The sequence below is a fragment of the Thiobacillus sp. genome (assembly GCA_024235835.1).
In the GTDB taxonomy this organism is placed as follows: Bacteria; Pseudomonadota; Gammaproteobacteria; order Burkholderiales; family Thiobacillaceae; genus PFJX01.
Genome location: JACKLQ010000001.1, coordinates 56953 through 81514, shown reverse-complemented (window position 1 = coordinate 81514; position 24562 = coordinate 56953). Strand labels below are relative to the sequence as shown.

Annotated in this window: 26 protein-coding genes; 15 read left to right on the top strand and 11 right to left on the bottom strand. The window is 64.9% G+C overall.

Translation table 11 applies throughout. The annotated features are described in order from the left end of the window. Positions 1–53: 53 nt before the first annotated feature. Both aceF and lpdA read left to right on the top strand, forming a co-directional pair. Positions 54–1403, top strand: a complete 1350-nt coding sequence (gene aceF / locus H6935_00450) for a dihydrolipoyllysine-residue acetyltransferase (protein MCP5276819.1) — start codon at positions 54–56, stop codon at positions 1401–1403. A gap of 117 nt (positions 1404–1520) precedes the next feature. Continuing rightward, positions 1521–3266, top strand: a complete 1746-nt coding sequence (gene lpdA, locus H6935_00445; GenBank protein ID MCP5276818.1) for a dihydrolipoyl dehydrogenase — start codon at positions 1521–1523, stop codon at positions 3264–3266. An 83-nt stretch (positions 3267–3349) separates the two neighbouring features. On the opposite strand, the gene H6935_00440 is transcribed toward lpdA, so the two are convergent. Beyond that, positions 3350–3988 (bottom strand): hypothetical protein, encoded by a 639-nt coding sequence (locus H6935_00440; protein MCP5276817.1) that lies wholly within the window; start codon positions 3986–3988, stop codon positions 3350–3352. A 348-nt stretch (positions 3989–4336) separates the two neighbouring features. Here H6935_00440 and ppk2 point away from each other — a divergent pair, with 348 nt between their 5' ends. The 3 genes from ppk2 to H6935_00425 all read left to right on the top strand — a co-directional run bounded on the left by ppk2 (position 4337) and on the right by H6935_00425 (position 8044). Then, the gene (gene ppk2, locus H6935_00435) at positions 4337–5596 is read left to right on the top strand and encodes a polyphosphate kinase 2 (GenBank protein MCP5276816.1); all 1260 of its coding nucleotides are present in this window, start codon (positions 4337–4339) and stop codon (positions 5594–5596) included. Next, a complete protein-coding gene (locus H6935_00430; protein ID MCP5276815.1) occupies positions 5593–7611 on the top strand; it encodes an ATP-binding cassette domain-containing protein in 2019 nt (672 codons plus the stop codon). Before ppk2 ends, H6935_00430 begins: the two co-directional genes overlap by 4 nt. Before the next feature lie 130 nt (positions 7612–7741). Further along, a complete protein-coding gene (locus tag H6935_00425) occupies positions 7742–8044 on the top strand; it encodes a hypothetical protein (protein MCP5276814.1) in 303 nt (100 codons plus the stop codon). Positions 8045–8163: 119 nt separating this feature from the next. Here the strand turns inward: H6935_00425 and H6935_00420 are convergent, their stop codons facing one another. The 5 genes from H6935_00420 to H6935_00400 form a co-directional block, all read right to left on the bottom strand. Continuing rightward, positions 8164–8868: an MOSC domain-containing protein gene (locus tag H6935_00420; GenBank protein ID MCP5276813.1), complete on the bottom strand. Its 705-nt coding sequence runs from the start codon at positions 8866–8868 to the stop codon at positions 8164–8166. A gap of 2 nt (positions 8869–8870) precedes the next feature. Next, positions 8871–9482: a hypothetical protein gene (locus H6935_00415; GenBank protein MCP5276812.1), complete on the bottom strand. Its 612-nt coding sequence runs from the start codon at positions 9480–9482 to the stop codon at positions 8871–8873. 28 nt (positions 9483–9510) lie between these two features. Then, positions 9511–10281: an anaerobic ribonucleoside-triphosphate reductase activating protein gene (locus H6935_00410; GenBank protein MCP5276811.1), complete on the bottom strand. Its 771-nt coding sequence runs from the start codon at positions 10279–10281 to the stop codon at positions 9511–9513. Continuing rightward, on the bottom strand, positions 10263–10439 hold the full coding sequence (locus H6935_00405; protein MCP5276810.1) for a hypothetical protein: 177 nt from the start codon (positions 10437–10439) through the stop codon (positions 10263–10265). The genes H6935_00410 and H6935_00405 overlap by 19 nt, the downstream gene beginning before the upstream one ends. Before the next feature lie 195 nt (positions 10440–10634). After that, on the bottom strand, positions 10635–12671 hold the full coding sequence (locus tag H6935_00400) for a ribonucleoside triphosphate reductase (protein MCP5276809.1): 2037 nt from the start codon (positions 12669–12671) through the stop codon (positions 10635–10637). A 219-nt stretch (positions 12672–12890) separates the two neighbouring features. Here H6935_00400 and H6935_00395 point away from each other — a divergent pair, with 219 nt between their 5' ends. From H6935_00395 to H6935_00385, 3 genes are read left to right on the top strand one after another with little or no spacing between them, the layout of a single operon-like run. Then, positions 12891–13181: a type II toxin-antitoxin system Phd/YefM family antitoxin gene (locus H6935_00395; GenBank protein MCP5276808.1), complete on the top strand. Its 291-nt coding sequence runs from the start codon at positions 12891–12893 to the stop codon at positions 13179–13181. 18 nt (positions 13182–13199) lie between these two features. After that, entirely contained in the window at positions 13200–13592 is a 393-nt protein-coding gene (locus tag H6935_00390; protein ID MCP5276807.1) for a type II toxin-antitoxin system RelE/ParE family toxin, read from the top strand. Positions 13593–13609: 17 nt separating this feature from the next. Then, on the top strand, positions 13610–14017 hold the full coding sequence (locus H6935_00385) for a hypothetical protein (protein ID MCP5276806.1): 408 nt from the start codon (positions 13610–13612) through the stop codon (positions 14015–14017). Positions 14018–14140: 123 nt separating this feature from the next. Here H6935_00385 and H6935_00380 read toward each other — a convergent pair whose 3' ends face one another. The 5 genes from H6935_00380 to orn all read right to left on the bottom strand — a co-directional run bounded on the left by H6935_00380 (position 14141) and on the right by orn (position 18992). Continuing rightward, positions 14141–14926: a sulfite exporter TauE/SafE family protein gene (locus H6935_00380; protein ID MCP5276805.1), complete on the bottom strand. Its 786-nt coding sequence runs from the start codon at positions 14924–14926 to the stop codon at positions 14141–14143. A gap of 113 nt (positions 14927–15039) precedes the next feature. Further along, positions 15040–15354: a DUF190 domain-containing protein gene (locus tag H6935_00375; GenBank protein ID MCP5276804.1), complete on the bottom strand. Its 315-nt coding sequence runs from the start codon at positions 15352–15354 to the stop codon at positions 15040–15042. A 2-nt stretch (positions 15355–15356) separates the two neighbouring features. After that, on the bottom strand, positions 15357–15734 hold the full coding sequence (gene crcB / locus H6935_00370; GenBank protein ID MCP5276803.1) for a fluoride efflux transporter CrcB: 378 nt from the start codon (positions 15732–15734) through the stop codon (positions 15357–15359). Positions 15735–15822: 88 nt separating this feature from the next. Next, on the bottom strand, positions 15823–18375 hold the full coding sequence (gene glgP, locus H6935_00365; GenBank protein MCP5276802.1) for an alpha-glucan family phosphorylase: 2553 nt from the start codon (positions 18373–18375) through the stop codon (positions 15823–15825). A gap of 68 nt (positions 18376–18443) precedes the next feature. Further along, positions 18444–18992 carry an oligoribonuclease gene (gene orn, locus H6935_00360; GenBank protein MCP5276801.1) on the bottom strand — a complete coding sequence of 183 codons (549 nt, stop codon included), beginning with the start codon at positions 18990–18992 and terminating at the stop codon, positions 18444–18446. A gap of 164 nt (positions 18993–19156) precedes the next feature. Here orn and H6935_00355 point away from each other — a divergent pair, with 164 nt between their 5' ends. The 7 genes from H6935_00355 to H6935_00325 all read left to right on the top strand — a co-directional run bounded on the left by H6935_00355 (position 19157) and on the right by H6935_00325 (position 24556). Further along, positions 19157–20428 carry a M48 family metallopeptidase gene (locus H6935_00355; protein MCP5276800.1) on the top strand — a complete coding sequence of 424 codons (1272 nt, stop codon included), beginning with the start codon at positions 19157–19159 and terminating at the stop codon, positions 20426–20428. 24 nt (positions 20429–20452) lie between these two features. Next, positions 20453–20755, top strand: coding sequence for a cytochrome c (locus tag H6935_00350; protein MCP5276799.1), 303 nt, complete (start codon positions 20453–20455; stop codon positions 20753–20755). A gap of 130 nt (positions 20756–20885) precedes the next feature. Beyond that, complete coding sequence (locus H6935_00345) at positions 20886–21230, top strand: 4a-hydroxytetrahydrobiopterin dehydratase (GenBank protein MCP5276798.1); 345 nt, start codon at positions 20886–20888, stop codon at positions 21228–21230. A 158-nt stretch (positions 21231–21388) separates the two neighbouring features. Continuing rightward, a complete protein-coding gene (gene rsgA / locus H6935_00340; protein ID MCP5276797.1) occupies positions 21389–22285 on the top strand; it encodes a ribosome small subunit-dependent GTPase A in 897 nt (298 codons plus the stop codon). 167 nt (positions 22286–22452) lie between these two features. Next, positions 22453–23643: an NnrS family protein gene (locus H6935_00335; GenBank protein MCP5276796.1), complete on the top strand. Its 1191-nt coding sequence runs from the start codon at positions 22453–22455 to the stop codon at positions 23641–23643. A gap of 51 nt (positions 23644–23694) precedes the next feature. Next, a complete protein-coding gene (locus H6935_00330) occupies positions 23695–24192 on the top strand; it encodes a DsrE family protein (GenBank protein MCP5276795.1) in 498 nt (165 codons plus the stop codon). Between the two features lie 55 nt (positions 24193–24247). Further along, positions 24248–24556 (top strand): hypothetical protein, encoded by a 309-nt coding sequence (locus H6935_00325; GenBank protein ID MCP5276794.1) that lies wholly within the window; start codon positions 24248–24250, stop codon positions 24554–24556. Positions 24557–24562 lie beyond the last annotated feature (6 nt).

Sequence of the window (24562 nt, the reverse complement as noted above, 5' to 3'; positions counted from 1 at the left end):
CCCCCGAGGGGGAGCGAGACCTCCTTCGGGGCGGCCCTTCAGGAGATCCGCGCATGAGCATCAAAGAAGTCCTCGTCCCCGACATCGGCAACTTCGAGAACGTCGAGATCATCGAGATCATGGCCCAGGTTGGCGATACCCTGGCCGCCGACGATTCCATCATGACCGTGGAGTCCGACAAGGCCGCCATGGATATCCCCGCCCCCTTCGGCGGCACGGTGAAGGAACTGAAAATCAAGGTGGGTGACAAGGTCTCCGCCGGTTCCCTGGTCCTGCTGCTGGACGCCGCTGGCGCCAGCGAGGAAAAACCAGTTCCAACCGCCGCCGCGCCGGTGGTGAAGTCCTTCACCACGCCCGCCGCCGAGACCGTGGCGGCGGTGCCGGCCCCCACCCACCCCGTGGCCGAGGCCCCGGCCACCATCGCCCCCAGGCACCGCCCCGACCCGGTTGCCGCCCATGTGGAATTCGTGGCGGGCAAGCCGGCCCACGCCAGCCCGGCGGTACGCCGCTTTGCGCGGGAACTGGGTATCGAGGGGGATACCCTGGCACGGGTCAAGGGTAACGGCCCCCGGGGCCGCGTCACCAAGGAAGACGTGCAGGCCTGGGTCAAGGGCGAGCTGGCCAAACCCCGCAGCGAGGGCATGGGCGGCACCTCCGGCATCGCCATCCCGCCGGCCCCGGCCGTGGACTTCACCCAGTTCGGCGATGTGGACACCCAGCCCCTGTCCCGCATCAAGAAGCTGTCCGGCGCCAACCTCCACCGCAACTGGATCACCGCCCCCCACGTGACCCAGTTCGACGAGGCGGACATCACGGACCTGGAGGACTTCCGCAAGTCCATGCTGGACGAGGCCGCCAAGCGGGGCGTCAAGCTCACCCTGCTGGCCTTCCTCATGAAGGCCGTGGTCAACGCCCTGCGGGCCTATCCCAATTTCAACGCTTCCCTGGCCCCCGACGGCGAGAACCTGGTGCTGAAGAAGTATTTCCACGTGGGCTTCGCCTGCGACACGCCGGACGGCCTGGTGGTGCCGGTGATCCGGGACGTGAACAAGAAGGACGTGATGGACATCGCCAAGGAACTGGCGGAACTGTCCGAGCTGGCCCGGGAGCGCAAGCTCAAGGTGGACGCCATGCAGGGCGGCTGCTTCACCATCTCCAGCCTGGGGGGCATCGGCGGCACCGCCTTCACGCCCATCATCAACTGCCCGGAAGTGGCCATCCTGGGGGTATCCCGGGCCGACTACAAACCGGTGTGGAACAAGGCCGCCAAGACCTTCGAACCCCGGCTGATGCTGCCCCTGTCCCTGTCCTACGACCACCGGGTCATCGACGGGGCCGACGGCGCCCGCTTCACCAGCCACCTGCGCGCCATGCTGTCCGACGTGCGCCGGCTGCTGCTCTAGACTCGTGAAACGTGAAAAGTGACTCGGCTCGCAGCCTCAGGTGAAATGTAAAATCCTACTGAGCGTCCCCGCATTTCACGTTTCACTTTTCACATTTCACCATTCAGGCCTCAAACCATGAGCCAAAGCATAGAAATCCAGGTCCCGGACATCGGCAACTTCAAGGATGTGGAAGTCATCGACATCCTGGTGAACGTGGGCGACAGCGTGGCCAAGGACGCCTCCCTCATCACCGTGGAGTCCGACAAGGCCGCCATGGACATCCCATGTTCCCAGGCCGGCGTGGTGGAGAAACTGCTGGTGAAGGTGGGCGACAAGGTCTCCGAGGGGTCGCCCCTGCTGCTGCTGGCAGCAGAGGCGGTGAAGGGGGAAGGGGGAAGGGGGAAGGGTGAAACCAGTAGCCCCACCACCCCTTCTACCACCCCCCTGCCCAATTCCCAGGCCGGCGCAGCCGACCTCCACGCCCAGGTCCTGGTGCTGGGCGCCGGCCCCGGCGGCTACACCGCCGCCTTCCGCGCCGCCGACCTGGGCCAGCAGGTGGTGCTGGTGGAACGCTACCCCAGCCTGGGGGGCGTGTGCCTCAACGTGGGCTGCATCCCCTCCAAGGCCCTGCTGCACACCGCCCGGCTCATCACCGAGGCGGAGGAGATGGCGGAACACGGCGTCACCTTCGCCAAGCCCAAGGTGGATCTGGACAAGCTGCGGGCCTGGAAGGCCGACGATGTGGTGGCCAAGCTCACCGGCGGCCTGGCCCAGCTGGCCAGGCAGCGCAAGGTCACCGTGGTACATGGCCTCGCCAAATTCACCGGACCCAAAACCCTCATGGTGGAAGGCCCGGAGGGCACCAAGACCATCTCCTTCGACAGCGCCATCATCGCCGCCGGCTCCGAGGCCATCAAACTCCCCTTCCAGCCCGACGACCCCCGGGTCATGAGCTCCACCGGCGCCCTGGCCCTGGCGGATGTGCCCAAGCGCTTGCTGGTCATCGGCGGCGGCATCATCGGCCTGGAAATGGGCACGGTGTACGACGCCCTGGGCAGCCAGGTCACCGTGGTCGAGCGCGGCGGCCAGCTCATCCCCGGCTGCGACGCCGACCTGGTGAAGCCCCTGGCCAAGCGCATGGAAAAGCGCTTCGAGAAGATCCTGCTCAACACCGGCGTCACCGGCATGGAAGCCAGGAAGGACGGCATCCTCGTCAGCCTCCAGGCCGGTGACAAGACGGAGACCCAGGCGTTCGACAGGGTGCTGGTGGCCATCGGCCGCCGCCCCAACGGCAAGGCCATCAACGCGGAAGCCGCCGGCGTCGCCGTCAATGAATACGGCTTCATCGATGTGGACAAGCAGATGCGCACCAATGTGCCCCACATCTTCGCCATCGGTGACATCGTCGGCCAGCCCATGCTGGCCCACAAGGCGGTGCACGAAGGCAAGGTGGCGGCGGAAGTCATCGCTGGCCACAAGGTGGAATTCCAGGCCCTGGTGATCCCCTCCGTGGCCTACACGGACCCGGAAGTGGCCTGGGTGGGCGTCACGGAGGCGGAAGCCAAGGCCAAGGGCCTGGAGATCGAGAAAGGCGCCTTCCCCTGGGCCGCCAGCGGCCGGGCCCTGTCCATCGCCCGCACCGAGGGCATGACCAAGCTCATCCTGGACAAGGAAAGCGGCCGGGTCATCGGCGCCGGCCTGGTGGGCATCAACGCCGGCGAACTGCTCGCGGAAGCCGTACTGGCCATCGAGATGGGCGCCACGGCGGAAGATATCGGGCTGACCATCCACGCCCACCCTACCCTGTCAGAAACGATCTGCTTCGCCGCCGAAATGGCGGAGGGCACCATCACCGACCTGCTGCCACCCAGGAAGAAATGAGCACCTGGTAAAGCACGGCTGGGGAACAGTAGCGCAAGAGAAAAGGCCCGCATGAGCGGGCCTTTTTTCCGTTCCGGGCAGGCTTACTTGGCCGGCACGGGCATGGCCGGCATCAGCTTCATCAGCGTGGCCGGGTCCAGCATCTGGCCCCAGGTACCGTAGGTCTGGGGATTCATGCCGGCCCCCATCCATTGCATGTAGGTCTGGGGGTTCATGGGCGCCATCATGGTGTTGACCGCGGCGGGGCTGACAGGCGCCATCATCATGTTGGTGTACATGGAGGGGTTCAGCATCTGCATGGCCGGGGCCCACATCTGGGGATTCATGGGCGCCGCCATCATGTTGGTGTACATGGCCGGGTTCAGGCCCATGCCCATCATGCCGGTAAGGAAGCGGGGGTCCATGCCCGCACCCATCCAGCGCATGGCCACGGAGGGGTCGGCGAACTGCATGTAGTTCTGCAGGGTGGCGGGGTTCATCAGGCCGCTCATCATGCGGATGTAGGTGTTGGGGTCCATGCCCTGGCTGGCCATGGCGGCGCTGGTGGCAGGGTTCATCATGGCGTTGGACCAGGCCATGAAAGCCTGGGGGTCCTTGAACGCGGAGGCATTCTGGGTGGGATCCATCATCTTCTTCGCCCAGGCTTCGGGGGTGGCGGGGGCCTGGTCGGCGGCAAAGGCGGGGGCGGCGGCAAGCAACAACAGGGGCATCAAACGCTTCATGGTGTTTCCTCTCAGGTTTATTGGGCATCGGGGTACGTACGGCCGGGGCCGTGGGACGACAACCACCGCCATGAACTGCCATGGGCGAAGTGATAGCCATCACAGCATAGCAGCCATTACCCCAGGCCGCTTCAGACGAGCCGCCAGGATATCGGCTCGCTGGGAGTCAGCCCCATTCCAGCTGCCCACCCCCGGTGCTTTGGTAACGGATGCCTTCCACCTCATGCAAGTGTTCATGCCCGGCATTCGGGAAGGCTTGATAGGCCCGGCGACTAGGCATATTGTTTTTGGCTTTGGGTGTACCGGACGCTGGTTGCCGGTACGAATGTTCAGCACAGGAGAAGATCCATGCGCAATCAGGAAAAAAACCCCGTGAAATCCCCCTCGAAACCTGTGTCCAAGACCACGCCGCGCGCTCCAGCCAAGGCCGCGGTCAAGCCTCCCCTGAAACCGGCCACGAAATCCGCCGGTAAATCCGCCGCAAAATCCCGCGACAGTGTTGCCGCCCCTGCCCATCCCCGCCGCGCCAAGGCCGGTGATATTCCGCCCAGGCTGAACGCGGCCGGCGTGGAGAAATTCGTGGTGGACGAGTCGGTGAGCGCCGCCCAGGAAGCCAAGGTGGTGGCGATGAAGGACATTCTGGCCCACGCTGGCGGCGCCAGCCATGAACTGATCGAGTCCCTGGAAGCCATCATGAAGGGCGCCTCCCCCGAGGACGCGGAGGTGCTGCGCAATGCCCTGCTGCGCCCCGCCGCACCGGCCATCGTCAAGCAACTGAGCCCGGATGAGGAACTGGCCGAAGGCTGGCGCGATGGCGGCTATCCCTACAAGAACCTCATGTCCCGCAAGAACTACGAGAAGCAGAAGTACAAGCTTCAGGTGGAACTGCTCAAGCTCCAGGCCTGGGTGAAGGAAACCGGCCAGAAGGTGGTGATCCTGTTCGAGGGCCGGGACGCGGCGGGCAAGGGCGGCACCATCAAGCGCATGATGGAACACCTGAACCCCCGGGGCGCCCACGTGGTGGCCCTGGAGAAGCCCACCGAGACGGAGCGGGGCCAGTGGTACTTCCAGCGCTACGTGCAGAACCTGCCCACCTCCGGCGAGATCGCCTTGTTCGACCGTTCCTGGTACAACCGGGCCGGGGTGGAACGGGTGATGGGTTTCTGCACCGACGACGAGTACCTGGAATTCATGCGCCAGGCGCCGGAATTCGAACGCAACCTGGTGCGCAGCGGCGTGCACCTCATCAAATTCTGGTTCTCCGTGAGCCGGGAGGAACAGCGCCGCCGCTTCAAGGAGCGGGAAGTGCACCCCCTGAAACAGTGGAAGCTCTCCCCCATCGACCTGGCCTCCCTGGACAAGTGGGAGGACTACACCAAGGCCAAGGAGGCCATGTTCTTCTACACCGACACCGCCGACGCCCCCTGGACGGTGATCAAGTCCGACGACAAGAAGCGGGCCCGCCTCAACGCCCTGCGCTACGTGCTGCACAAGCTGCCCTACACCAACAAGGATCCGGAGCGCATCGGCCTGCTGGACCCCCTGCTGGTGGGCCGCGCCCACGTGGTGTACGAGCGGGGCGAGCACATGGGCGGCGCCCTGATTTGATCCGCCTCCAGGCCCTCACCCTCATCCGGGGCATCAAGCCCCTGCTGGAAAGCGCCGACCTCACCCTCAACCCGGGGGAGAAGGTGGGCCTCATCGGCGCCAACGGCTCGGGCAAGTCCAGCCTGTTCGCCCTGTTCCGGGGCGAGCTGCACCCGGACGGCGGCGACCTGGATTTCCCCGCCCGCTGGCGCATTGCCCACGTGGCCCAGGAAACCCCGGCCCTGGAGCGCTCCGCCCTGGACTACGCCATCGATGGCGACACCACCCTGCGGCGGCTGGAAAACGAACTGGCGGAAGCCGAGGCCGCCCATGACGGCCACAAAATAGGCGAACTCCATGCCGCCCTCCAGGATGCCGACGCCTACACGGTGAAGGCCCGGGGCGAACAGCTCCTCACCGGTCTGGGCTTCTCCCAGGCCCAGATGTCCATGCCCGTGTCCAGTTTCTCCGGCGGCTGGCGCATGCGCCTCAACCTGGCCCAGGCCCTCATGTGCCCCTCGGACCTGCTGCTGCTGGACGAGCCCACCAACCACCTGGACCTGGACGCCATCCTCTGGCTGGAGGACTGGCTCAAGCGCTACCCGGGCACCTTGATCATCATCTCCCACGACCGGGACTTCCTGGACGGGGTGGTGAACGTCATCGCCCACATCGATCAGAAGAAACTCACCCGCTACGGCGGCAACTACTCCCAATTCGAAAAGCAGCGGGCCATCAACCTGGCCCTGGGCCAAGCCGCCTTCGAGAAGCAGAGCCGGGAGCGGGCCCACCTGCAATCCTTCATCGACCGCTTCAAGGCCAAGGCCACCAAGGCCAAGCAGGCCCAGTCCCGCATGAAGATGCTGGCGAAGATGGAGGAACTGGCCCCCATCCACGCCGCCGCCGCCTTCAGCTTCGAGTTCCGGGAGCCGGAACGGGCGCCGAATCCCCTGCTGGTGCTGGAGGACGTGACGGCGGGCTACCTGATTCGTCATTCCGGCGGAAGCCGGAATCCAGAAACCGCCACAGACTCCTGGACCCCGGCTTCCGCCGGGGTGGCGGCAAAACCCATCCTCTCCCACCTCAACCTCACCCTCCAGGCCGGCCAGCGCATCGGCCTCCTGGGCGTCAACGGCGCCGGCAAATCCACCCTCATCAAGACCCTGGTGGGCGACCTGCCCCCCCTGTCCGGCACGGTGACCCAGGGCAAGGGCCTGGCCATCGGCTACTTCGCCCAACATCAGGTGGAGATGCTTCGGCACGACCAGTCGCCCATGTGGCACCTGGCCAGGATCGCCCCCACGGTGCGGGAGCAGGAACTGCGCAACTTCCTCGGCGGCTTCAACTTCGCCGGCGACATGGCCAGCGCGTCCATCGCCCCCTTCTCCGGCGGCGAGAAGGCGCGGCTGGCCCTGGCGTTGATCGTCTGGCAGCGCCCCAACCTGCTGCTCCTGGACGAACCCACCAACCACCTGGACCTGGAGACCCGGGAGGCCCTCACCGTGGCCCTGGCCCAGTTCGAGGGCACCCTGGTGCTGGTGTCCCACGACCGCCACCTGCTGCGGGCCACCACGGAGGAATTCCTCATCGTCGCCGACGGCGGCCTGAAACCCTTCGACGGCGACCTGGACGACTATCGGGACTGGCTGTTCAAGACGAAGTTGGCAAAACCGGTGGGCAAACCCGCCGGCAACGCCAATGAGCCGACGCCCGCTGCGACCCCGGCCGCACCCCTGCGGGAGGCGGTGGACCGCAAGGATCAGAAACGCCAGGAGGCCGAGGCCCGCCAGCGCCTGTCCAGCCAAAGGAAGCCCATCGAGAGCCGCATCAAGCGCCTGGAGGAACAGATGGACCGGCTAAACGCCCGCAAGACGGAACTGGACGGCGAACTGGCCGCCCCGGACATCTATGCGGAGGTCAACAAGGACCGCCTGAAAGCGTTCTTGTATGAGCAGGCCCAGGTGGCCAAGGAACTGGAACAACTGGAGGCGGAATGGATGGAACAGCAGGAAGCCCTGGAGAGTCTTGCATCGTAGGTTGGGCTGGCGCAGGAAGCCCAACGCAAGCGCACATGGTCGTGTTGGGCTGCGCTTCGCTCAGCCCAACCTACGAGAATCTCCACGCCAATCACGTATATTGAAAACACCTCAACAGGAGCCCGGGATCATGAAACACCTATTCAGCCTGATCATCGCCGCCTGCCTCTCCGTCACCCTGGCCATGCCCGCGTGGGCGGAGAATGCCGAGGCGGCCATGCAGCCTTCCACGATCACGACCACCCGGGCAGACACCGCCTTGCAGGCCTGCCCCGCCCCCGGCCAGGCCATCCACCTGAGCCAGGTCAGCCAGTCGGATTGCTGCAAGGGCCACAAGGGCGTGTGCGGCTGCCGCGCGGGCAAGATCGTGTGCTGTGACGGCACCACCAGCCCCAACTGCACCTGCCACGCCGATTCCGGCATTGAGAACTGACGCGCCAAATCCTACCCAATCCTACGGAGCCAGACGTAGCCTGGAGGAGGCCGACGGCCGAGTCCGGGAACGCAACCCTGGACTCGCCACGCTCCTCCAGGCTACCGGCTTCCGGAGCTTTATTTATTGAAGAGCCGGCCGAACTGCTGTTTCAGGCCTTCCGGCTGCCCGCTCTCCAGGCGCTTGCGTGCCGTCTCCCGCCAGCCCGGGGCCAGCACCTCCAACGCAGCCACTTCCGCCAGCGCCTCCCGGTCGACGGGCGACTGGTTCAGCACCCGCCACAGGCGCGACAAAGGCCAGTCCCGGCAAGGCCGTTCCACCAGGGTGAGGGGCTCCCCCGCCGCCACATCCCCCTCTTCAAGCACCCGGTAGTACCAGCCCGTGCGCCCGGTGTCCTGCACCCGCCGGGCCATGTCGGCCACGCCGAAACGCGTATTGAGCTTCCAGCAGGGCTTGCGCCCCTGGGACACCTGCACCACGGCGCTGCCCAGGGTGAAGATGTCCCCCAGGCACACCGTATCCTCGGTGAGGGCCTGGGTGGAGATGTTCTCGCCGAAACCGCCGGGCGCGAACAAAGCGGCCTGCTCCGGCAGTTCGCCGCGCCAGAGGGCATAGTGTTCCAGGGGATAGTGGTGCAGCGCCTTGTCCGGACCGCCGTGATGCTTGAGGTCCGCCTGGGCGTCCCCCTCCAGGCCGAACACGGTGACCTTCAACAGATCGGTGACCGCATGCTTGCGGATGGCGCTGGGCTCGCCTGCTGGGCCGAAGACCTGGACCTGGCCCACGTACAGGCCATGCAGTTGCACGGAGCAAGGTGAATCCATGATCAATGCCCTGGCCGCACCACCACCACTTCGGGATCCTGGGCATGCTCCACCAGGATGCGCCGTACCCGCTCCTGCCAGAGCTTGGCGAAGGACTCCCGCTCTTCTTCCCCGGCGGTTCCACCCACCACCCGGGCCATGAGGGGCGGCATGTCGGGAGAGGGAGGCACCTTTTCCGGGTGGTACTCAACCAGCACCGATGCGCCGGTATCCAGACGGGTAAAACGCACTTCGCCCGGCAGGTCCACGCCATAGGCCAGCAGGTCCCGGCGCACATGGCGCCCGCCCAGGCCCTTGAAGCCGCCCTCCCCCGCCGCGCCGGTTACCAGGCCCAGCACGCTGCCCACCACCCCGGTGGTACCCGCATCCAGGGCGCCGCGCAATTCCACGCGGATGCGCCCCCGCTCCGGCAACTCCTCCGGGTAAAGGGCGGCCAGGCCATGCCGGGCCATCAGCCAGGCCCCGGCCACGGTGGGGCAGGAATGCCCGGCCAGGCGCACCACATCCTCATAGCGATAAACCATGACACCGCCCAGGGCCGCGCCCAGGGTTTCCGCGAGAGGGTCCCGCAGGGTCATGGGCAGCAGTTGGGCAAAGAACTCCGGAAACAACATATTCACTCCAAATACATTTCGTCATTCGCTACTGGGCCAGCCGCAGGGAGAACCCTTCGACCATCCCCGCCAGGGCGCTTATCCCCGGCGTTTCCAGCTGGGCTGCGCGAATCCCGGACAAGGGACGGGCGCAGCCTTCGGCGCGGTATTCCTGCAAGACCAGGCGCTTGGCGCCCGCGGCCTCCAACTCCAGGCCCAGGCATTCCAGGTCAGCATCCGACAACAGGTCCGGGTGCCAGGTGCAGCGCAACTCGTAATCGACGCCGGCGGCCAGGATCATTTCCAGGCTCTGGAATACCGCCCCGCCGCTGCCGGGTACGCCGGTGATGCGGGGATAGGCGTCCCGGGGCGCTTTCACATCCAGGCCGATCCAGTCCAGCAGGGGCAGCACCCGGGCCAGCCGGTCCGGGTACATGCCGGCGCTATGTAAACCGATCTTGAAACCCATTTCCTTGACTTTGCGCATGGCTGGCGCGAGCCCGCCCTGCAAGGTGGGTTCGCCGCCGGAGAACACCACCGCGTCCAGCAGGCCCCGGCGTTTTTCCAGGAAGGCCAGGATGTCATTCCAGGCATGGCTTTCCGGCCCGTCGGCCGGCAGCAGGTGGGGGTTGTGGCAGTACTCGCAGCGCCAGGGACAGCCCTGGCAGAACACCACGGCGGACAACTGGCCGGGATAATCCGTGGTGGTGAAGGGGATGAAGCCGCCGACGCGGAGGCTGGACCTCTCCCCTAACCCTTTATGCCCTTCAGGGTGCTCCCCCGCTTGCGGGGAAGGGGAACTCAGCCGTTCAGGCCGCATGCCTGTTCGCTGTAGAAGCGCCTCTCGGCGTATTCCCCCTTCTTGCCGGTGTTGAAGCTGGCCACGGGGCGGTGGTAGCCCATCACCCGGGTCCAGACCTCGCAGGGCTGGCGTTCCTCGTCCTTCAGTTCAATCTCGATAACGGTCAGGTCGGTCATGTCGTTCATGGTGTCTCCTAGGTCAGGTGTCGGATGTCAGGGTTTGACGTGATACAACTCGCGCGCCCCGGACTCGGCCTTCGGCCTCCTCCAGGCTACAAGGCTGCCGTAGCCCGGAGGAGCGATAGCGAGTCCGGGGGCACGGGATTGTTCTGGTCTCATCTTTCGGCTTGGCAAGGGCCACAAGCGTCAGTTTCAGGCGACTCGCCGTTTCTTCTCGATCAGCTCCGCGTCGCACTTGGGGCAGAACTTGTGCTCGCCCGACAGGTAGCCGTGCGTTGGGCAGATGGAGAAGGTGGGCGTGATGGTGATGTAGGGCAGGCGGAAGTTGGTCAACGACCGTTTCACCAGGGTCTTGCAGGCCTCCACGCTGGATACCCGCTCGTTCATGTACAGGTGCAGCACGGTGCCGCCGGTGTACTTGGACTGGAGTTCCTCCTGCCGCGCCAGGGCCTCGAAGGGGTCGTCGGTGAAGCCCACGGGCAATTGCGACGAGTTGGTGTAGTAGGGCTGCTCGTCCGTGCCGGCCTGGAGGATGTCGGTCCAGCGCTTGCGGTCCTCCTTGGCGAAGCGGTAGGTGGTGCCTTCCGCCGGCGTGGCCTCCAGGTTGTAGAGGTGGCCCGTCTCCTCCTGGAAAGCGACGATGCGGGCGCGGATGTGGTCCAGCAGGCGGCAGGCGAACTCATGGCCCCAGACCGTGGTGATGTCATGCTCATCCTCGGTGAAGTTGCGCACCATCTCGTTGAGGCCGTTCACCCCCAGGGTGGAGAAGTGGTTGCGCAGGGTGCCGAGATACCGCTTGGTGTACGGGAACAGGCCCTGGTCCATGAGGCCCTGGATCACCTTGCGCTTCACCTCCAGGCTGTTCTTGCCCATTTCCATCAGTTCGTCCAGGCGGGCCAGCAATGCCGTTTCGTCGCCCTTGTACAGGTAGCCCAGGCGGGCGCAGTTGAGGGTCACCACCCCCAGGCTGCCGGTCTGCTCGGCGCTGCCGAACAGGCCATTGCCCCGCTTCAGCAGCTCACGCAGGTCCAGCTGCAGGCGGCAGCACATGGAGCGCACCATGTTGGGCTTCAGCTCGGAGTTCACGAAGTTCTGGAAGTAGGGCAGGCCGTACTTGGCGGTCATGTGAAACAGCCGCTCGGCATTCTCCGACTCCCAGGGGAAGTCCGGGGTGATGTTGTAGGTGGGGATGGGGAAGGTGAAGGCCCGGCCCTTGGCGTCACCCGTGGTCATCACCTCGATGTAGGCCCGGTTGATCATGTCCATCTCGGCCTGCAGGTCGCCGTAGCTGAAGGGCATCTCCTGGCCGCCGATGACGGGGATCTGCTCCCTCAAATCCTCCGGGCAGGTCCAGTCGAAGGTCAGGTTGGTGAAGGGGGTCTGGGTGCCCCAGCGGGAGGGCACGTTGAGGTTGTAGACCAGTTCCTGGATGGACTGACGCACCTCGTCATAGCTCAGGTTGTCCTTGCGGATGAAGGGCGCCATGTAGGTGTCGAAGGACGAGAAGGCCTGGGCGCCGGCCCACTCGTTCTGCAGGGTGCCCAGGAAGTTGACGATCTGGCCCACGGCGCTGGACATGTGCCTGGGCGGCGCCGCCTCCACCTTGCCCGGCACGCCGTTCAGGCCCTCGTGCAACAGGGTGCGCAGGGACCAGCCGGCGCAGTAGCCCGCCAGCATGTCCAGGTCGTGGATGTGCACGTCGCCGTTGCGGTGGGCCTCGCCGATCTCGGGCGCATACACGTGGGACAGCCAGTAGTTGGCCGTCACCTTGCCGGACACGTTGAGGATCAGCCCCCCCAGGCTGTAGCCCTGGTTGGCGTTGGCGTTCACCCGCCAATCCTGGCGGTTCAAGTATTCATTGATGGAGGACTCCACGTCCACCAAAGTCTTGCGGTCCGCCCGCAGCTTGGCGTGCTGCTCCCGATAGACGATGTAGGCCCGGGCCGTCTTCAGGTGGTTGGCGGCGATGAGGGTCTGCTCCACCACGTCCTGGATCTGCTCGATGGTGGGTGGATTGCCATGGAAGCGGTGGATCAGCACCTTGGTCACCTGGGCGGTGAGCAGGTCCGCTTCATCCGCGTCGAACTCGCCGCTGGCCTGGCCGGCCCGGGCGATGGCGGAACGGATTTTCTGGGCATCGAAGGGCACCCGGCGGCCATCGCGTTTCAGGGCTTCGGCGGGCAGTGACAACAACCCCTTCACGGGGGCAACGGGGATTTTCTGTTCCATCATGTCTCCTGTTGGTCTTCTGGTTGCGCGCTACATATAGTGATGCAGAGGCTAAAAAACAGCATAGATAGTGTATGCGCAACATGCCAGGAGAAATTCGACCCACTTGACAGATATCAATGGGTACCCCTTAGTAGGTAGTGGGTCCGCGTATCAGCCGCTCATTTGTGCAGAATGACGTACACTGTTTTGATCAGCACATATTCCACGGAGATCATCATGGGTTTTGCGACAAGGGACGTGATCCCCCTCTCCCAGGCCCGCTCCAACTTCTCGGAGCTGGCCGAGGAGGTCAGGGCGGGGGCCGAGAAAATCATCACCAAGAACGGCGAAAGCTACGTCGCCATGATCGACGCGGAACGGCTGGACTACTACCACCGACTGGAACGGGAGCGCATCCACCTGATCCTGATCGATGAAGCCGGCAAGGGCCTGGCGGACGTGGCTGCGGGCCAAGTCCAGGATGCCCGTGGGGCGCTCTCGAAGATCAAGCGCCACCGCGCCGCCTGACACGCCCGGGCGGACACAGTGCCCAGTAATACGTCAGTCAAGTTCACCAGGAACTTCGAGCGGACCCTCGAAGAGTTCGAACACTTCCTGCTGGAGGTGGAGGCTCCCCAGGCTATTGACCTACTGCTCGACGAACTCGGGGAAAGCGTGATCCCTAATCTGGAACGCTTCCCGGACATGAGCCGTCCATTCCTGGCGCGAAAGCCCCGCTCCGTGGAAGCCGGCAACGCCCTCGAACGGCTGCAAGCACAGCTGGCCGGGCAATTCACGCAACCAGTCACTCTGCGCGAATACCTCCTCGCCAGCTACCTGATCCTCCACGCCAGACTTGAGGACACCGTGTATCTCCTGGCCATCAAGCATCATCGCCAATTGTCTTTCGACTTCGAGTCCCATTGGGGCTCAACTTAACAAGAGCACCGGATCACATGAGCACCAACACCATCCGCGCCTGCCTGGAGGTTTCCTTCAAGGGTGAGACACTCACCTTGGAAACCCATGTCGATCTGGACAAATGCCCGGGAGAGCCGGGGCAGCCCCCTGACTTCCACCGCATGTTGGCAAGGGCGGCGGGCGTCGACCCCTACTCCTACCTGTACGAGGCGCTGGAATCCGAGGATATCGCCTTCTCGGAACCCACCGGCCTGGCGGTGCTGGCCTTCGAGGACGGGGTCTTCGACTGGACCCGCTTCGAGCATGCATCAAGGGCGGCGCAGGACTGGCAAGCTGTGCGGGCCATCGCCGCAAACCACCTGGGCAGCCTGGAGCTGGACGGAGATGCGGACCTCAGGGCCGCCCTGCTGGCGGTCTATCGGGCGGGTAGAGACAGCGCATAGAAAGCTGTGGCTGGGCTCGCACAACCAGACTTTGGGTGCACCAGATCTGCCCGACTTGAAGCCTCGAACGAATGGCCGTGTTGACGCCTCGCCGGAAATCCGGATCTTCCTGTTATCAAACGTCTACACCATCAGCAGCTTCAACCCGATGGCGATGGTAGTGATCTCGAAGGCCCGTTTGATCCAGGTGTTGCCCTTGGTGATGGCCACGTGGCTGCCCAGGTAACCACCGATGATGGAACCGGCCAGCAGGGCGGGCATCCAGCCCCAGGCAACGGTGCCCAGGATCCCCAGCACCACGGCGCCGGTGCCATTCCAGAAGAAGCCGCACAGGATCAGGGTGTAGGCCACGGCCCGCTTGTAGTCCAGGCCGAAGTGGCGGATGAGCCAGATGGTTAGGAACAGGCCCGTGCCGGAGGTGATGGAGCCGTTGAGGAAGCCCACGGTGAACAGGCCGGCCATGCCGACCCACAGGCCCCTGCCCTCCCGGTTGCGGGGTTCGAACTCCATGCCCAGCCTGGGCTTGAACACGGAGTAGAGGCCCAGGCCCATGGTGAGCAGCCCCAGGGCGATGGTGGCGGGGCGCTCCGGCACCTGCAGGATGGTGGAGGCCCCCAGCACCACGCCGGGCAGGCCTGCCCCCAGTATCACCAGGGAAAAGCGGAGCTCCAGGTGGCTTTCCTTCAGGTGCCGCATGGTGGCGCCGATGCCCAGGGCCACGCTGGCCACCTTGTGGGTGGCCAGGGCCACGCCGAAGGGCAGGCCCAGGAAAATGAGCATGGGGAACTGGATCAGCCCCGCGCCGCCGCCGGAAAGGGCGGAGAACCAGTTGGCGACGAAGGAAGCGACGAACAGGATGGCTTGGTCGGCGAGGTCCAGGGACTCAAGATACACCGGGAACCGTCCCATAGGCTGGTGGAAATGTGGGGCCGTCATTCCGGCGGACGCCGGAATCCAGACGGTTCAAAGGCCTGGACCCCGGCCTTCGCCGGGGTGACGAGCGATTGGGCGCAGCTGGGAATTCATGCCCCGGTCACGCCCGCATGGACCGGGTACGTGATGTACAGCAGCTTCAGGCCCGCCTGCCCCACCCGGCTGATCAGGGCGTCAGTGGTCGCGGGCGCGGCGAAGAACTCCACCGCCTCCGGCAGTTTGCCCGCCAGTTCGAAAAAGTGGTCCTCATGCAGGCCATGGCGGCCGAAGCCGGCGGCGGCGCGGAAGGCCGTGCCACCGGGAATACCCACCGCCTTGGCCTGGGCGAAGAGCCAGTCGCCGATGGGCTGATGCTCGTGGCGCATGCCCTCTTGCACGTAAAAACGGACGCACAGCATTTCCATGATCACCCCCGTATGACTGAATAGGTCCATACCCCCAGGCCGGTCATGGCCAGGGAGCCCAACAGATGCAGGCCGGCGGTTCCCAGGGCCCAGCCCATCTGGCCCCGGCTGATGAGGGTGAAGACCTCGGCGGAGAAGGTGGAGAAGGTGGTCAGGCCGCCCAGGAAGCCGGTGATGGCGATGAGGCGCCATTCCGGCGGCAGGCCCGGGTGCTGGGCGAAGAAGGCCACGGCCACGCCGATGAGGTAGCCACCGGACAGGTTGGCGGCCAAGGTGCCCAGGGGCACCGTGGAGAACAGGGGGTTGAGCCACAGGCCCAGGCCCCAGCGCAGCCAGGCGCCAAAGGCGGCGCCGATACCGATGGCGAAAAAAGCAGTCATATCCTGAGTAAAGGGTGAAGGGTGAAGGGGGAAGGGTATTCATCCATCCTACCCTTTACCCTTCTCCCTTCCCCCTTCACTGCTTTCATCACAGCCAGACCATCAGACCCGTTTCAAACGGATGGGTCAGCAGTTCATGGTGGGGATAGACCCGCACCCGGTACATTAGGCGGCCGCACAGCTCGGGCATGAGTTCCAGCTTGAACAGGCACTCCTTCTTGTCCCAACCGGCCGACGTCATGGGAATCGCCTCCAGTTCACTGTCCTGGCCCGCATGGGAGGCGCGGCCGATGAGGAGTTCCACGCACACGTCCTCCGGTGCCAGGCCGTTGAGGTTGACGGCCACCTGGACTTCCATGGCCTCGCCGAAGGTCATCTGCTTCAGGGGGTCGTCCACCCGCCGCACGGACACGCCGCCCCAGCCATGACGCACCTTGGACTTCCACGCCGCCAGGGACTGGGCGGCAGCGAATTCCCCCTCGGAATAACGACGCCACTGGCGGGAAGCCGGGCCGTAGAACTTGTTGGCGTACTCCATGACCATGCGGGTGGAGTTGAAGCGGGGCAACAGGGTGGCGATGGAACGCTTGGCCATCCTAACCCACTCGGGGGAAAAGCCCAGTTCGTTGCGACGATAGTACATGGGGATGACCTGGTCCTGCAGCAGTTCGTAAAGAGTCTGACTGTCTTCCCGGTTTCGGCGGGCGTCGTCGTAATACTCGGGAGCGGGCTTGATGTCCCAGCCATTGGTGCCGTCGTAGCCCTCGTCCCACCAGCCGTCGGTGACGGACAGGTTGATGACCCCGTTCAGGCCCGCCTTCATGCCCGAGGTGCCGGAAGCCTCCAGGGGATAGATGGGGTTGTTGAGCCACACGTCGCAGCCGGACACCAGCCTGCGGGAAAGGCCCAGGTCGTAGCCCTCCACCATCAACAACTTGCCCTCGAACTCGGGCCAGCGGGAGATCTCGTGCACACGGCGTATCAGTTCCTGGCCCGGCTTGTCCGCCGGGTGGGCCTTGCCGGCGAAGATGAACAGCACGGGCCGGTCCGCGTCGTTGATGATCTGGCGCAACCAGTCCATGTTCTCGAACATCAGGGTGGCCCGCTTGTAGGTGGCGAAGCGGCGGGCGAAGCCGATGGTGAGCACGTTGGGGTCCAGGGGATTGGCGTACTTGAGCATGCGCTCCAGGTGGGCTGGAGAGCCATGGTTGCGCAGGTGCTGCCGGGTCACGCGGTAGCGCACGGAATGCAGCATCTGGGTCTTGATGGCCTGGTGCACGGCCCAGAAATGATGATCCGGGATGCTCCCCACCCGTTCCCAGAAGTCCACGTCCGTGAGGCGACGGCGCCATTCGTAGCCCAGCTTGCCGTCGAACAGGTCCTGCCATTCCTGGGACAGGAAGGTGGCCACGTGGACGCCATTGGTGATGAAGTCCATGGGGGACTCGTGGGGCGATACCTGGGGCCACATGTCCGAAAGGATGTGGGAGGACACGCCACCGTGGATGCGGGACACGCCGTTGTGATGGCGGGAGCCGTTCAGGGCCAGCTTGGTCATGTTGAAGTCCTGGCCCTGGCCAGCGCCCCCCAGGTGCATGAATTCCTCCCGGCTGATGCCCAGGTCCGTGCAGCAGCGATGGAAGTAATCCCAGATCATGTCCTCGGCGAAGTGGTCGTGGCCCGCCGGCACCGGGGTGTGGGTGGTGAACACCGTGGAGGCGGCCACCGCCTCCAGGGCACCGTGGTAGGACAAGCCCTGCTTCACCTTGCGACGCACCCGCTCCAGCACCAGGAAGGCTGCGTGGCCCTCGTTGATGTGGTAGCAGGTGGGCTTGATGCCCATCTGCTCCAGGGCCCGCATGCCGCCGATACCCAGCACCATTTCCTGCTGGATGCGGGTGTGCTTGTCGCCGCCGTAGAGCTGGTGGGTGATGTAGCGGTCCTCCGGGCTGTTGCCGGGCAGATCCGTGTCCAGGAGGCACAGGCGCACGTGGCCGATGCGGGTCTCCCAAACCTTCACCTCCACCAGGCGGCCCGGCAGTTCCATCTGGATGTGGACCTCGCTGCCGTCCTCCCGCAGGGCCGGATGCATGGGCAGGTCGCCGAACTCGGAGTCGGTGTAGGTGGCGATCTGGTTGCCGTCGTTGTCGATGCGCTGGGAAAAGTAGCCCTGGCGGTAGAGCAGGCCCACGGCCACGAAGGGCAGGCGCATGTCCGAGGCGGCCTTGCAGTGGTCCCCCGCCAGGATGCCCAGGCCGCCGGAATAGACCGGGAAGCTCTCGTGGAAGCCGAACTCGGCGCAGAAATAGGCCACCAGGTCACCGGGTTTCAGGTCAATGGGCATGTCCCGGCGCAGGGGCTCGCTCATGTAGGTGTCGAAGGCGGACAGCACCCGGTTGTAGCTGCCCAGGAAGATGTGGTCTTCCGCCGCCTCGGTCAGACGCTCCTCGTCCACCCGCTTGAGGAAGGCCTTGGGGTTATGGTTCACCGCGTCCCACAGGCCCGGGTGCAGGCGGGCGAACAGGGTGCGGGTGGGCCGGTCCCAGGCGTACCAGAGGTTCTCGGCCAGTTCAGACAGGCGGGCTAGACGGCGGGGAATGCGGGGATTGACTTCAACGACGAAGGGCGTGCCGGGCTTCATGGGTTCTTCTTCCTTTTCGCGTTACCGGAGACGATGTACGTACCTGATCCAACATCGGCGAGCAAACATCAGGCCAGGCGCATGAAATGGTCCCGGTAGTACTTCAGTTCCTCTATGGATTCCTGTATGTCAGCCAGGGCGGTGTGGCTGTTGGCCTTCTTGAATCCGTCCTTCAGCTCGGGGCGCCAGCGGGCCGCCAGTTCCTTCAGGGTGGACACGTCCAGGTTGCGGTAGTGGAAATACGCCTCCAATTGGGGCATGTGGCGCGCCAAAAAGCGGCGGTCCTGGCATATGGAATTGCCGCACATGGGAGAGGTGCGCTTGGGCACGTGCTTCTCCATGAAGGCCAGTACCTGCAGTTCCACCTCTGCTTCGGATAGGGGGGAGGCCTTCACCTTGTCGATGAGGCCAGACTTGCCGTGGGTGCCCTTGTTCCAACTGTCCATGGCATCCAGCACGGCGTCTGGCTGATGCACCACCAGCACGGGCCCCTCCTCCACCAGGTTTAGGTCCTTGTCGGTGACGATGAGGGCGATTTCCAGCACTTTGTCGTTGTCCGGATCCAGGCCGGACATTTCCATATCCACCCAGACCAGGTGGGTATCCACTTGGGGCATAAATAACCTTCTTTGTGACCTGTAATTGCGGGCGGTTCATTGTGGCACAATCGTCCAGGCCTCGCGTCCGGCCGTACTAAGACCTTAATTTATGGAGGTTTTTTTACATTTCTGCGAATGCCAGCCGCCGGGCACAAAATCAAACATTCCACGTCGAACCGTCCATGCCTTCCTTTACCAACCTTTTCCTGGCCGCCGTGATCCTCACCTTCGGCCTCAAGCTGTGGCTGCTGCTGCGCCAGATGCGCCACGTCTGGACCCACCGGGATGCCACGCCGCCCGCCTTCGCTGAAGCCATCCCCCTGGAGGAACACCGCAAGGCCGCAGCCTATACCCTGGCCAAGACCCGCCTGGGACTGTTGCACCTGGCCGTGGAAGCGGGCCTGCTGCTGGCCTTTACCCTGGGTGGCGGCATCCAGGCCCTTTACGAAGGCTTGAGCGGCGCCATCGCGTCACCCCTGCTGGCGGGCACCGCCCTGCTGCTGGGCATGGCCTTCATCAGCGGCGCGGTGGAATTGCCCCTGGGGCTGTGGCGCCAGTTCCGCATCGAGGCCCGCTTCGGCTTCAACCGCCAGACCCTTGGCGGCTACGTGGGCGACCTCATCAAGCAGGTAATGATCAGCCTGGCCATCGGCGCCCCCCTGCTGCTGCTGGTGCTGTGGCTCATGGGCATCATGGGCGATGCCTGGTGGCTGTGGGTGTGGGGCGTGTGGATGGGATTCAACCTGCTGGTGCTGGCCCTGTATCCCAGCGTCATCGCGCCTCTGTTCAACAAGTTCACCCCCCTGCCGGACCAGACCCTGCGGGCCCGCATCGAGGCCCTCCTGCAACGGGCCGGTTTCAAGTCCAGCGGCGTATTCGTCATGGACGGCTCCAAGCGTTCCAGCCACGGCAACGCCTACTTCACCGGCCTGGGCCAGTCCAAGCGCATCGTCTTCTACGACACCTTGCTGAACCAGCTCTCCCACGACCAGATCGAGGCGGTGCTGGCCCACGAGCTGGGCCACTTCCACCACCGCCACATCGTCAAGCGCATCGCCCTCATGTTCGTGCTGTCCCTGGGCCTGCTGGCGGTGCTGGCCTGGCTCAAGGGCGCGCCCTGGTTCTACGCAGGCCTGGGGGTGGAGTACGCAACGGCCGCCACGGATGCCACCGCCCTGGCCCTGTTCTTCCTGGCCATGCCGGTGTTCCTCTTCCCCCTGACGCCGCTGATGAGCCTGTATTCCCGCAAGCACGAGTTCCAGGCTGACGCGTTTGCAGCCCGCCACAGCCTGCCAGCCCATCTCATCAGTGCCCTGGTGCGGCTTTACCGCGACAACGCCGCCACCCTGACGCCGGATCCGGTGTATTCGCTTTTCTACGACAGCCACCCCAAGGCCGTGGAGCGCATCGAGAAGCTGGAAAGCTATAACGAGGGTTCACTACAGCCGGCCTGACCGGCACTTGACGAGGAGAAACACATGAAGCGCTTGATGTTCGTTCTGGCATTTCTCTCCACCCCTGCCCTGGCCACCCCCTTCGCCAGTGGCAATGCCGCTACCGGCAAGGCCCTGCACGAAAAGAAATGCGCCGGTTGCCATGCGGGCCGTTTCGGCGGCGACGGCAGCAAGATCTACACCCGCGCCGACCGGCGCATCAAGAACGCTTCCGGACTGGCCCAGCAGATCACCACCTGCAATTCCATGCTGGGCAACGAGTTGTTCCCCGAGGACGAGGCCAACCTGGGGGCATTCCTCAACCAGACCTACTACAAGTTCCGATAGTGGGGAGTGGGATCGCCGTTCTCCCTCCCTCCTCCACTACCGACCACCCACTACCCACTACCCACTACCCACTACCCACTACCCACTACCCACTACCCACTACCCACTACCCACTACCCACTACCCCATCATGACCGACACCTTCTGCGACCTATCCAAAGGCAAGTGCAAACCCTGTGAGGGTGGCATTCCGCCCCTCACCGCCGACGAGATCGCCAGCCTGATGCCCAAGCTGGCCAAGGACTGGAGCGTGGCCGAAGGCAAGCTGCGGCGGGACTTCAAATTTCCCGATCACTACGTCACCATGACCTTCGTCAACGCCGTGGCCTGGGTGTCCCACCAGCAGGGCCATCACCCGGACCTGGCCGTGGGCTACAACACCTGCCGGGTGGAATACATCACCCACGCCATCAACGGCCTGTCCGAGTCCGACTTCATATGCGCGGCCAAGGTGGACGCCCTGTTCGAGCTTTGATCCGGCCTTGAACCGCCTCGTTGCCGGATGCCTGGATACTTCCCCCTTTGCAAAAGGGGGAATGAGGGGGATTCCTGGGGCAGTGGCACTCCCATCCGGGTGGGAATCCCCCCTGCCCCACTTTTCCAAAGGGGGGAAGCACAGTTTCCTCTCCACCCATGCCGGCTGAGCGGCTAAGCGGCCGGGTGGTCGCCGCCCACGGCCGCCACTTTCTGGTGGACGATGGAACGACCATCACCGAGTGCGTCATGCGCGGCAAGAAAGGCGGCGTGGCCTGTGGCGACCGGGTGCGCTTCAGCCTCACCCATCCCGGCAGCGGCGTCATCGAGGAGATCGAACCCCGGGACAACCTGCTTTACCGCTCCGACGAATTCCGATCGAAACTCATCGCCGCCAACGTGGGCCAGGCCCTGGTGGTGGTGGCCGCCGTGCCCCTGTTCCGCGAGGAATTGCTGATCCGCTGCCTGGTGGCCTGCGAATCGGCGGACATCCCTGCCCACATCGTCCTCAACAAGACCGACCTGCCGGAAACCGCTGCCCTGGCCGATTTTCTGAAGGCCTACGAGGCCCTGGGCTACAAGGTGGTCCCGGTCTCTGCCCTGGGCGACATCAGCAGCCTGGAAGCGGACCTGAAGGACAAGACCAGCGTGCTGGTTGGAGCCTCCGGCATGGGCAAGAGCAGCCTGCTGAATCGCCTGGTGCCCGGGGCCGATGCCACCGTGGGGGAGATCTCCCAGGCCCTGGATGCGGGGCGCCACACCACCACCCACGCCCGCCTCTATCTCCTGAGCGGGGGCAACGCCGCCAGTGGCGCCCTCATCGACTCCCCCGGCATGCAGGAATTCGGCCTCAAGCATTTGAACCAACAAGAGCTCATGGCCGCCTTCCCGGAGATCCGCCGCCGCCTGGGCCAGTGCCGATTTCACAACTGCCGGCATCTCAAGGAGCCCGGCTGTGCCGTGCTGGCGGCGGCGGCAGCGGGCGACATCCTGGCCAGCCGGTTGAAGGCCTACCACTCGCTGCTGAAGGGGCAGAAGGCGGACTACGCCACCTGAGTTGTGTAGCCCGGAGGAGTGCAGCGAGTCCGGGAGAAAGGACCATCCAAGAAATTACCTGGATTCGCTACGCTCCTCCTACTCCGAGGCGACGCTGGTTGACCTCCATCAATGCCCAGATGCACCAGAGCGCTAGCATGGTCCTCCGCCATCACCCACAACTCGCCATGTCCCGCCTCTGGTCCACCCTCACCGCTGCCGCCCACCGCATCACCTTCCTGCCCGGCGCCTTCATGACCGTATTGGGCATGCTGTGGTGGATGCTGGACATGGAAAGCCGCCGCGCCGGTGGCCCCGGCATGGCGCCGGCTGCCCTGCCCGGCCCCGTGCTTCATGCCTGGCTCATGCTCTACGGCCTTTTCCCGTTCTTTATCTTCGGCTTCCTGTTCACCGCCATGCCCAACTGGCTCAACGGCGGCAAGATCTCCCTGCCCGCCTACTCGGCCACAGGCCTGCTCATGGCCGCCGGCGCGGGGCTGACTTTCTTCCTGCCCGCCCCGGGCCTGGCGCTGCACCTGGCGGGCTGGGCCGTGGGGCTGGCCGCCCTGCTGAAGACCCTGGCCGGCGCCAAGCCCCAGGACAAGCGCCACAGCTGGATCGCCTGGGGTGGACTGGCCCTGGGCTGGCTGGGCAACGCCCTGTTGCTGGCCTGGCTGCTGGGGGACGTGCCCGACCTGCTGGCCTGGGCAGAGGCCCTGGCGGTGTGGGGCTGCCTGGTGCCAATCTTTCTGGCCGTGTGCCATCGCATGGTGCCCTGGTTCACCAGCCGCGTGGTGGCCAACTACGTGCTCATCCGGCCCTACGGCCCCCTTTACGCCATGCTGGCGGCCGGCCTGGCCCATGGGGTGCTGGATGCCTCCGGCCTGGCGCATTTCACCTGGCTGGCAGACCTGCCCCTGGCAGGCATCGCCTTCTGGTTCATTACCCGCTGGGGCATCGCCCGCAGCTTCGGCGTGCGGCTGCTGGCCATGCTGCACATCGCCTTCGTGTGGGCCGGGGTTTCATTCCTGCTGTTTGCGGCTGACAGCCTGGCCCGTTTCATGGGGCTGGACTGGACCGCCGGCCTGGCGCCCCTGCATGCCCTGGGCATCGGCTTCTTCTCCACCATGCTGGTGGGCATGGCCTCCCGGGTGACCCTGGGCCACTCCGGCCGCCCCCTGGAGGCCGACGGCACCACCTGGCGGCTGTTCTGGCTGGTGCAGGGGATAGCCGTGATACGTATGTTGCCGGACCTGCTGCCCCTGCCCGGTTTCCTTGTTTCCCTGGCGGGCCTGCTCTGGCTCCTGGCCTTCGGCCTCTGGGCCTGGAAATACGCCCCCTTCTACTGGCGTCCCCGGGCGGACGGCAAGCCGGGCTGAGCCCTATCACTTCGGCTATGCTGGGCACATCACATCGTCCAGGAGCCGCTCATGCGCACCGTCTTCGCCCTCATCGCAGGACTGATCCTCATCAACACCGCCCGGGCCGAAGCCACCTTCGTGCAAACGCCCTATGCGCCGCCCAAGGTAGTGTTCGATTTCTACCTGGACGACCCCGCCAAGATGGGGGCCGCCCTGTACTGGGTGCGCTCCCTGGCCATCCCCCTCTCCACCCCGCCCTATGAGTTCAACCCGGAGACCATCAAGGTGGTGATCCACGGCACCGAGCTGGTGACGGTGGCGAAGAAGAACGAGGAGAAGTACAAGGAGTTCGTGGAACGCATGCGCTACTACGCGGACCTGGGGGTGGAATTCAAGGTCTGCCTGTTGGCCATGGGGGACTATGGCTACAGCCTCAAGGACCTGCAGGACTTCGTCCAGGCCGTGCCTTCCGCCCCGGCGGAACTGGTGCACTGGCAGCACCAGGGGTATGCGGTGCTCACGCCCCAGATCATGGACAAGAAATACAGCATCGAATCCATCCGCTGAGGTGGCCGGATATGCAAGATTCACGGGCAGAACTGATTGCTGAAGGAGCCGGATCATGAGGAGCCTGTCTTCTCTTGTCATGTTGGCCATGCTGCTGGCGGGTTGTGCCAGCTCCCGGGACGTGCGCCTGGCGGACGGCTGGATGGCCCATGTGGTGAGTTGCGGCGGCCCCCTGCTCAACATGGGGCATTGCGTGGAGAAGGCCGGGGCCGTCTGCGGCGGCCGGGGCTACAGGATACTCAATGCCACTGGGGGGGAACTGCCCGCCACCCCCAACGCCATCCCCACGGGGGGCCTGCCCCACATGCCCACGTCCGGGCTGAGCGACTTCGCCGAGCGCAAGCTCTTCATCATGTGCAACTGACCCCGC

Coding starts and splice junctions, on each gene's coding strand:
- lpdA (MCP5276818.1), top strand. CDS start 1,521: ATGAGCCAAAGCATAGAAATCCAGGTCCCGGACATCGGCAACTTCAAG.
- aceF (MCP5276819.1), top strand. CDS start 54: ATGAGCATCAAAGAAGTCCTCGTCCCCGACATCGGCAACTTCGAGAAC.
- H6935_00375 (MCP5276804.1), bottom strand. CDS start 15,354: ATGGAAATGCTGTGCGTCCGTTTTTACGTGCAAGAGGGCATGCGCCAC.
- H6935_00345 (MCP5276798.1), top strand. CDS start 20,886: ATGACCGACACCTTCTGCGACCTATCCAAAGGCAAGTGCAAACCCTGT.
- glgP (MCP5276802.1), bottom strand. CDS start 18,375: ATGAAGCCCGGCACGCCCTTCGTCGTTGAAGTCAATCCCCGCATTCCC.
- H6935_00440 (MCP5276817.1), bottom strand. CDS start 3,988: ATGAAGCGTTTGATGCCCCTGTTGTTGCTTGCCGCCGCCCCCGCCTTT.
- H6935_00325 (MCP5276794.1), top strand. CDS start 24,248: ATGAGGAGCCTGTCTTCTCTTGTCATGTTGGCCATGCTGCTGGCGGGT.
- ppk2 (MCP5276816.1), top strand. CDS start 4,337: ATGCGCAATCAGGAAAAAAACCCCGTGAAATCCCCCTCGAAACCTGTG.
- crcB (MCP5276803.1), bottom strand. CDS start 15,734: ATGACTGCTTTTTTCGCCATCGGTATCGGCGCCGCCTTTGGCGCCTGG.
- H6935_00410 (MCP5276811.1), bottom strand. CDS start 10,281: ATGCGGCCTGAACGGCTGAGTTCCCCTTCCCCGCAAGCGGGGGAGCAC.
- H6935_00405 (MCP5276810.1), bottom strand. CDS start 10,439: ATGACCGACCTGACCGTTATCGAGATTGAACTGAAGGACGAGGAACGC.
- H6935_00355 (MCP5276800.1), top strand. CDS start 19,157: ATGCCTTCCTTTACCAACCTTTTCCTGGCCGCCGTGATCCTCACCTTC.
- H6935_00415 (MCP5276812.1), bottom strand. CDS start 9,482: ATGTTGTTTCCGGAGTTCTTTGCCCAACTGCTGCCCATGACCCTGCGG.
- H6935_00420 (MCP5276813.1), bottom strand. CDS start 8,868: ATGGATTCACCTTGCTCCGTGCAACTGCATGGCCTGTACGTGGGCCAG.
- H6935_00335 (MCP5276796.1), top strand. CDS start 22,453: ATGTCCCGCCTCTGGTCCACCCTCACCGCTGCCGCCCACCGCATCACC.
- H6935_00395 (MCP5276808.1), top strand. CDS start 12,891: ATGGGTTTTGCGACAAGGGACGTGATCCCCCTCTCCCAGGCCCGCTCC.
- H6935_00380 (MCP5276805.1), bottom strand. CDS start 14,926: ATGGGACGGTTCCCGGTGTATCTTGAGTCCCTGGACCTCGCCGACCAA.
- H6935_00350 (MCP5276799.1), top strand. CDS start 20,453: ATGAAGCGCTTGATGTTCGTTCTGGCATTTCTCTCCACCCCTGCCCTG.
- orn (MCP5276801.1), bottom strand. CDS start 18,992: ATGCCCCAAGTGGATACCCACCTGGTCTGGGTGGATATGGAAATGTCC.
- rsgA (MCP5276797.1), top strand. CDS start 21,389: ATGCCGGCTGAGCGGCTAAGCGGCCGGGTGGTCGCCGCCCACGGCCGC.
- H6935_00330 (MCP5276795.1), top strand. CDS start 23,695: ATGCGCACCGTCTTCGCCCTCATCGCAGGACTGATCCTCATCAACACC.
- H6935_00400 (MCP5276809.1), bottom strand. CDS start 12,671: ATGGAACAGAAAATCCCCGTTGCCCCCGTGAAGGGGTTGTTGTCACTG.
- H6935_00425 (MCP5276814.1), top strand. CDS start 7,742: ATGAAACACCTATTCAGCCTGATCATCGCCGCCTGCCTCTCCGTCACC.
- H6935_00385 (MCP5276806.1), top strand. CDS start 13,610: ATGAGCACCAACACCATCCGCGCCTGCCTGGAGGTTTCCTTCAAGGGT.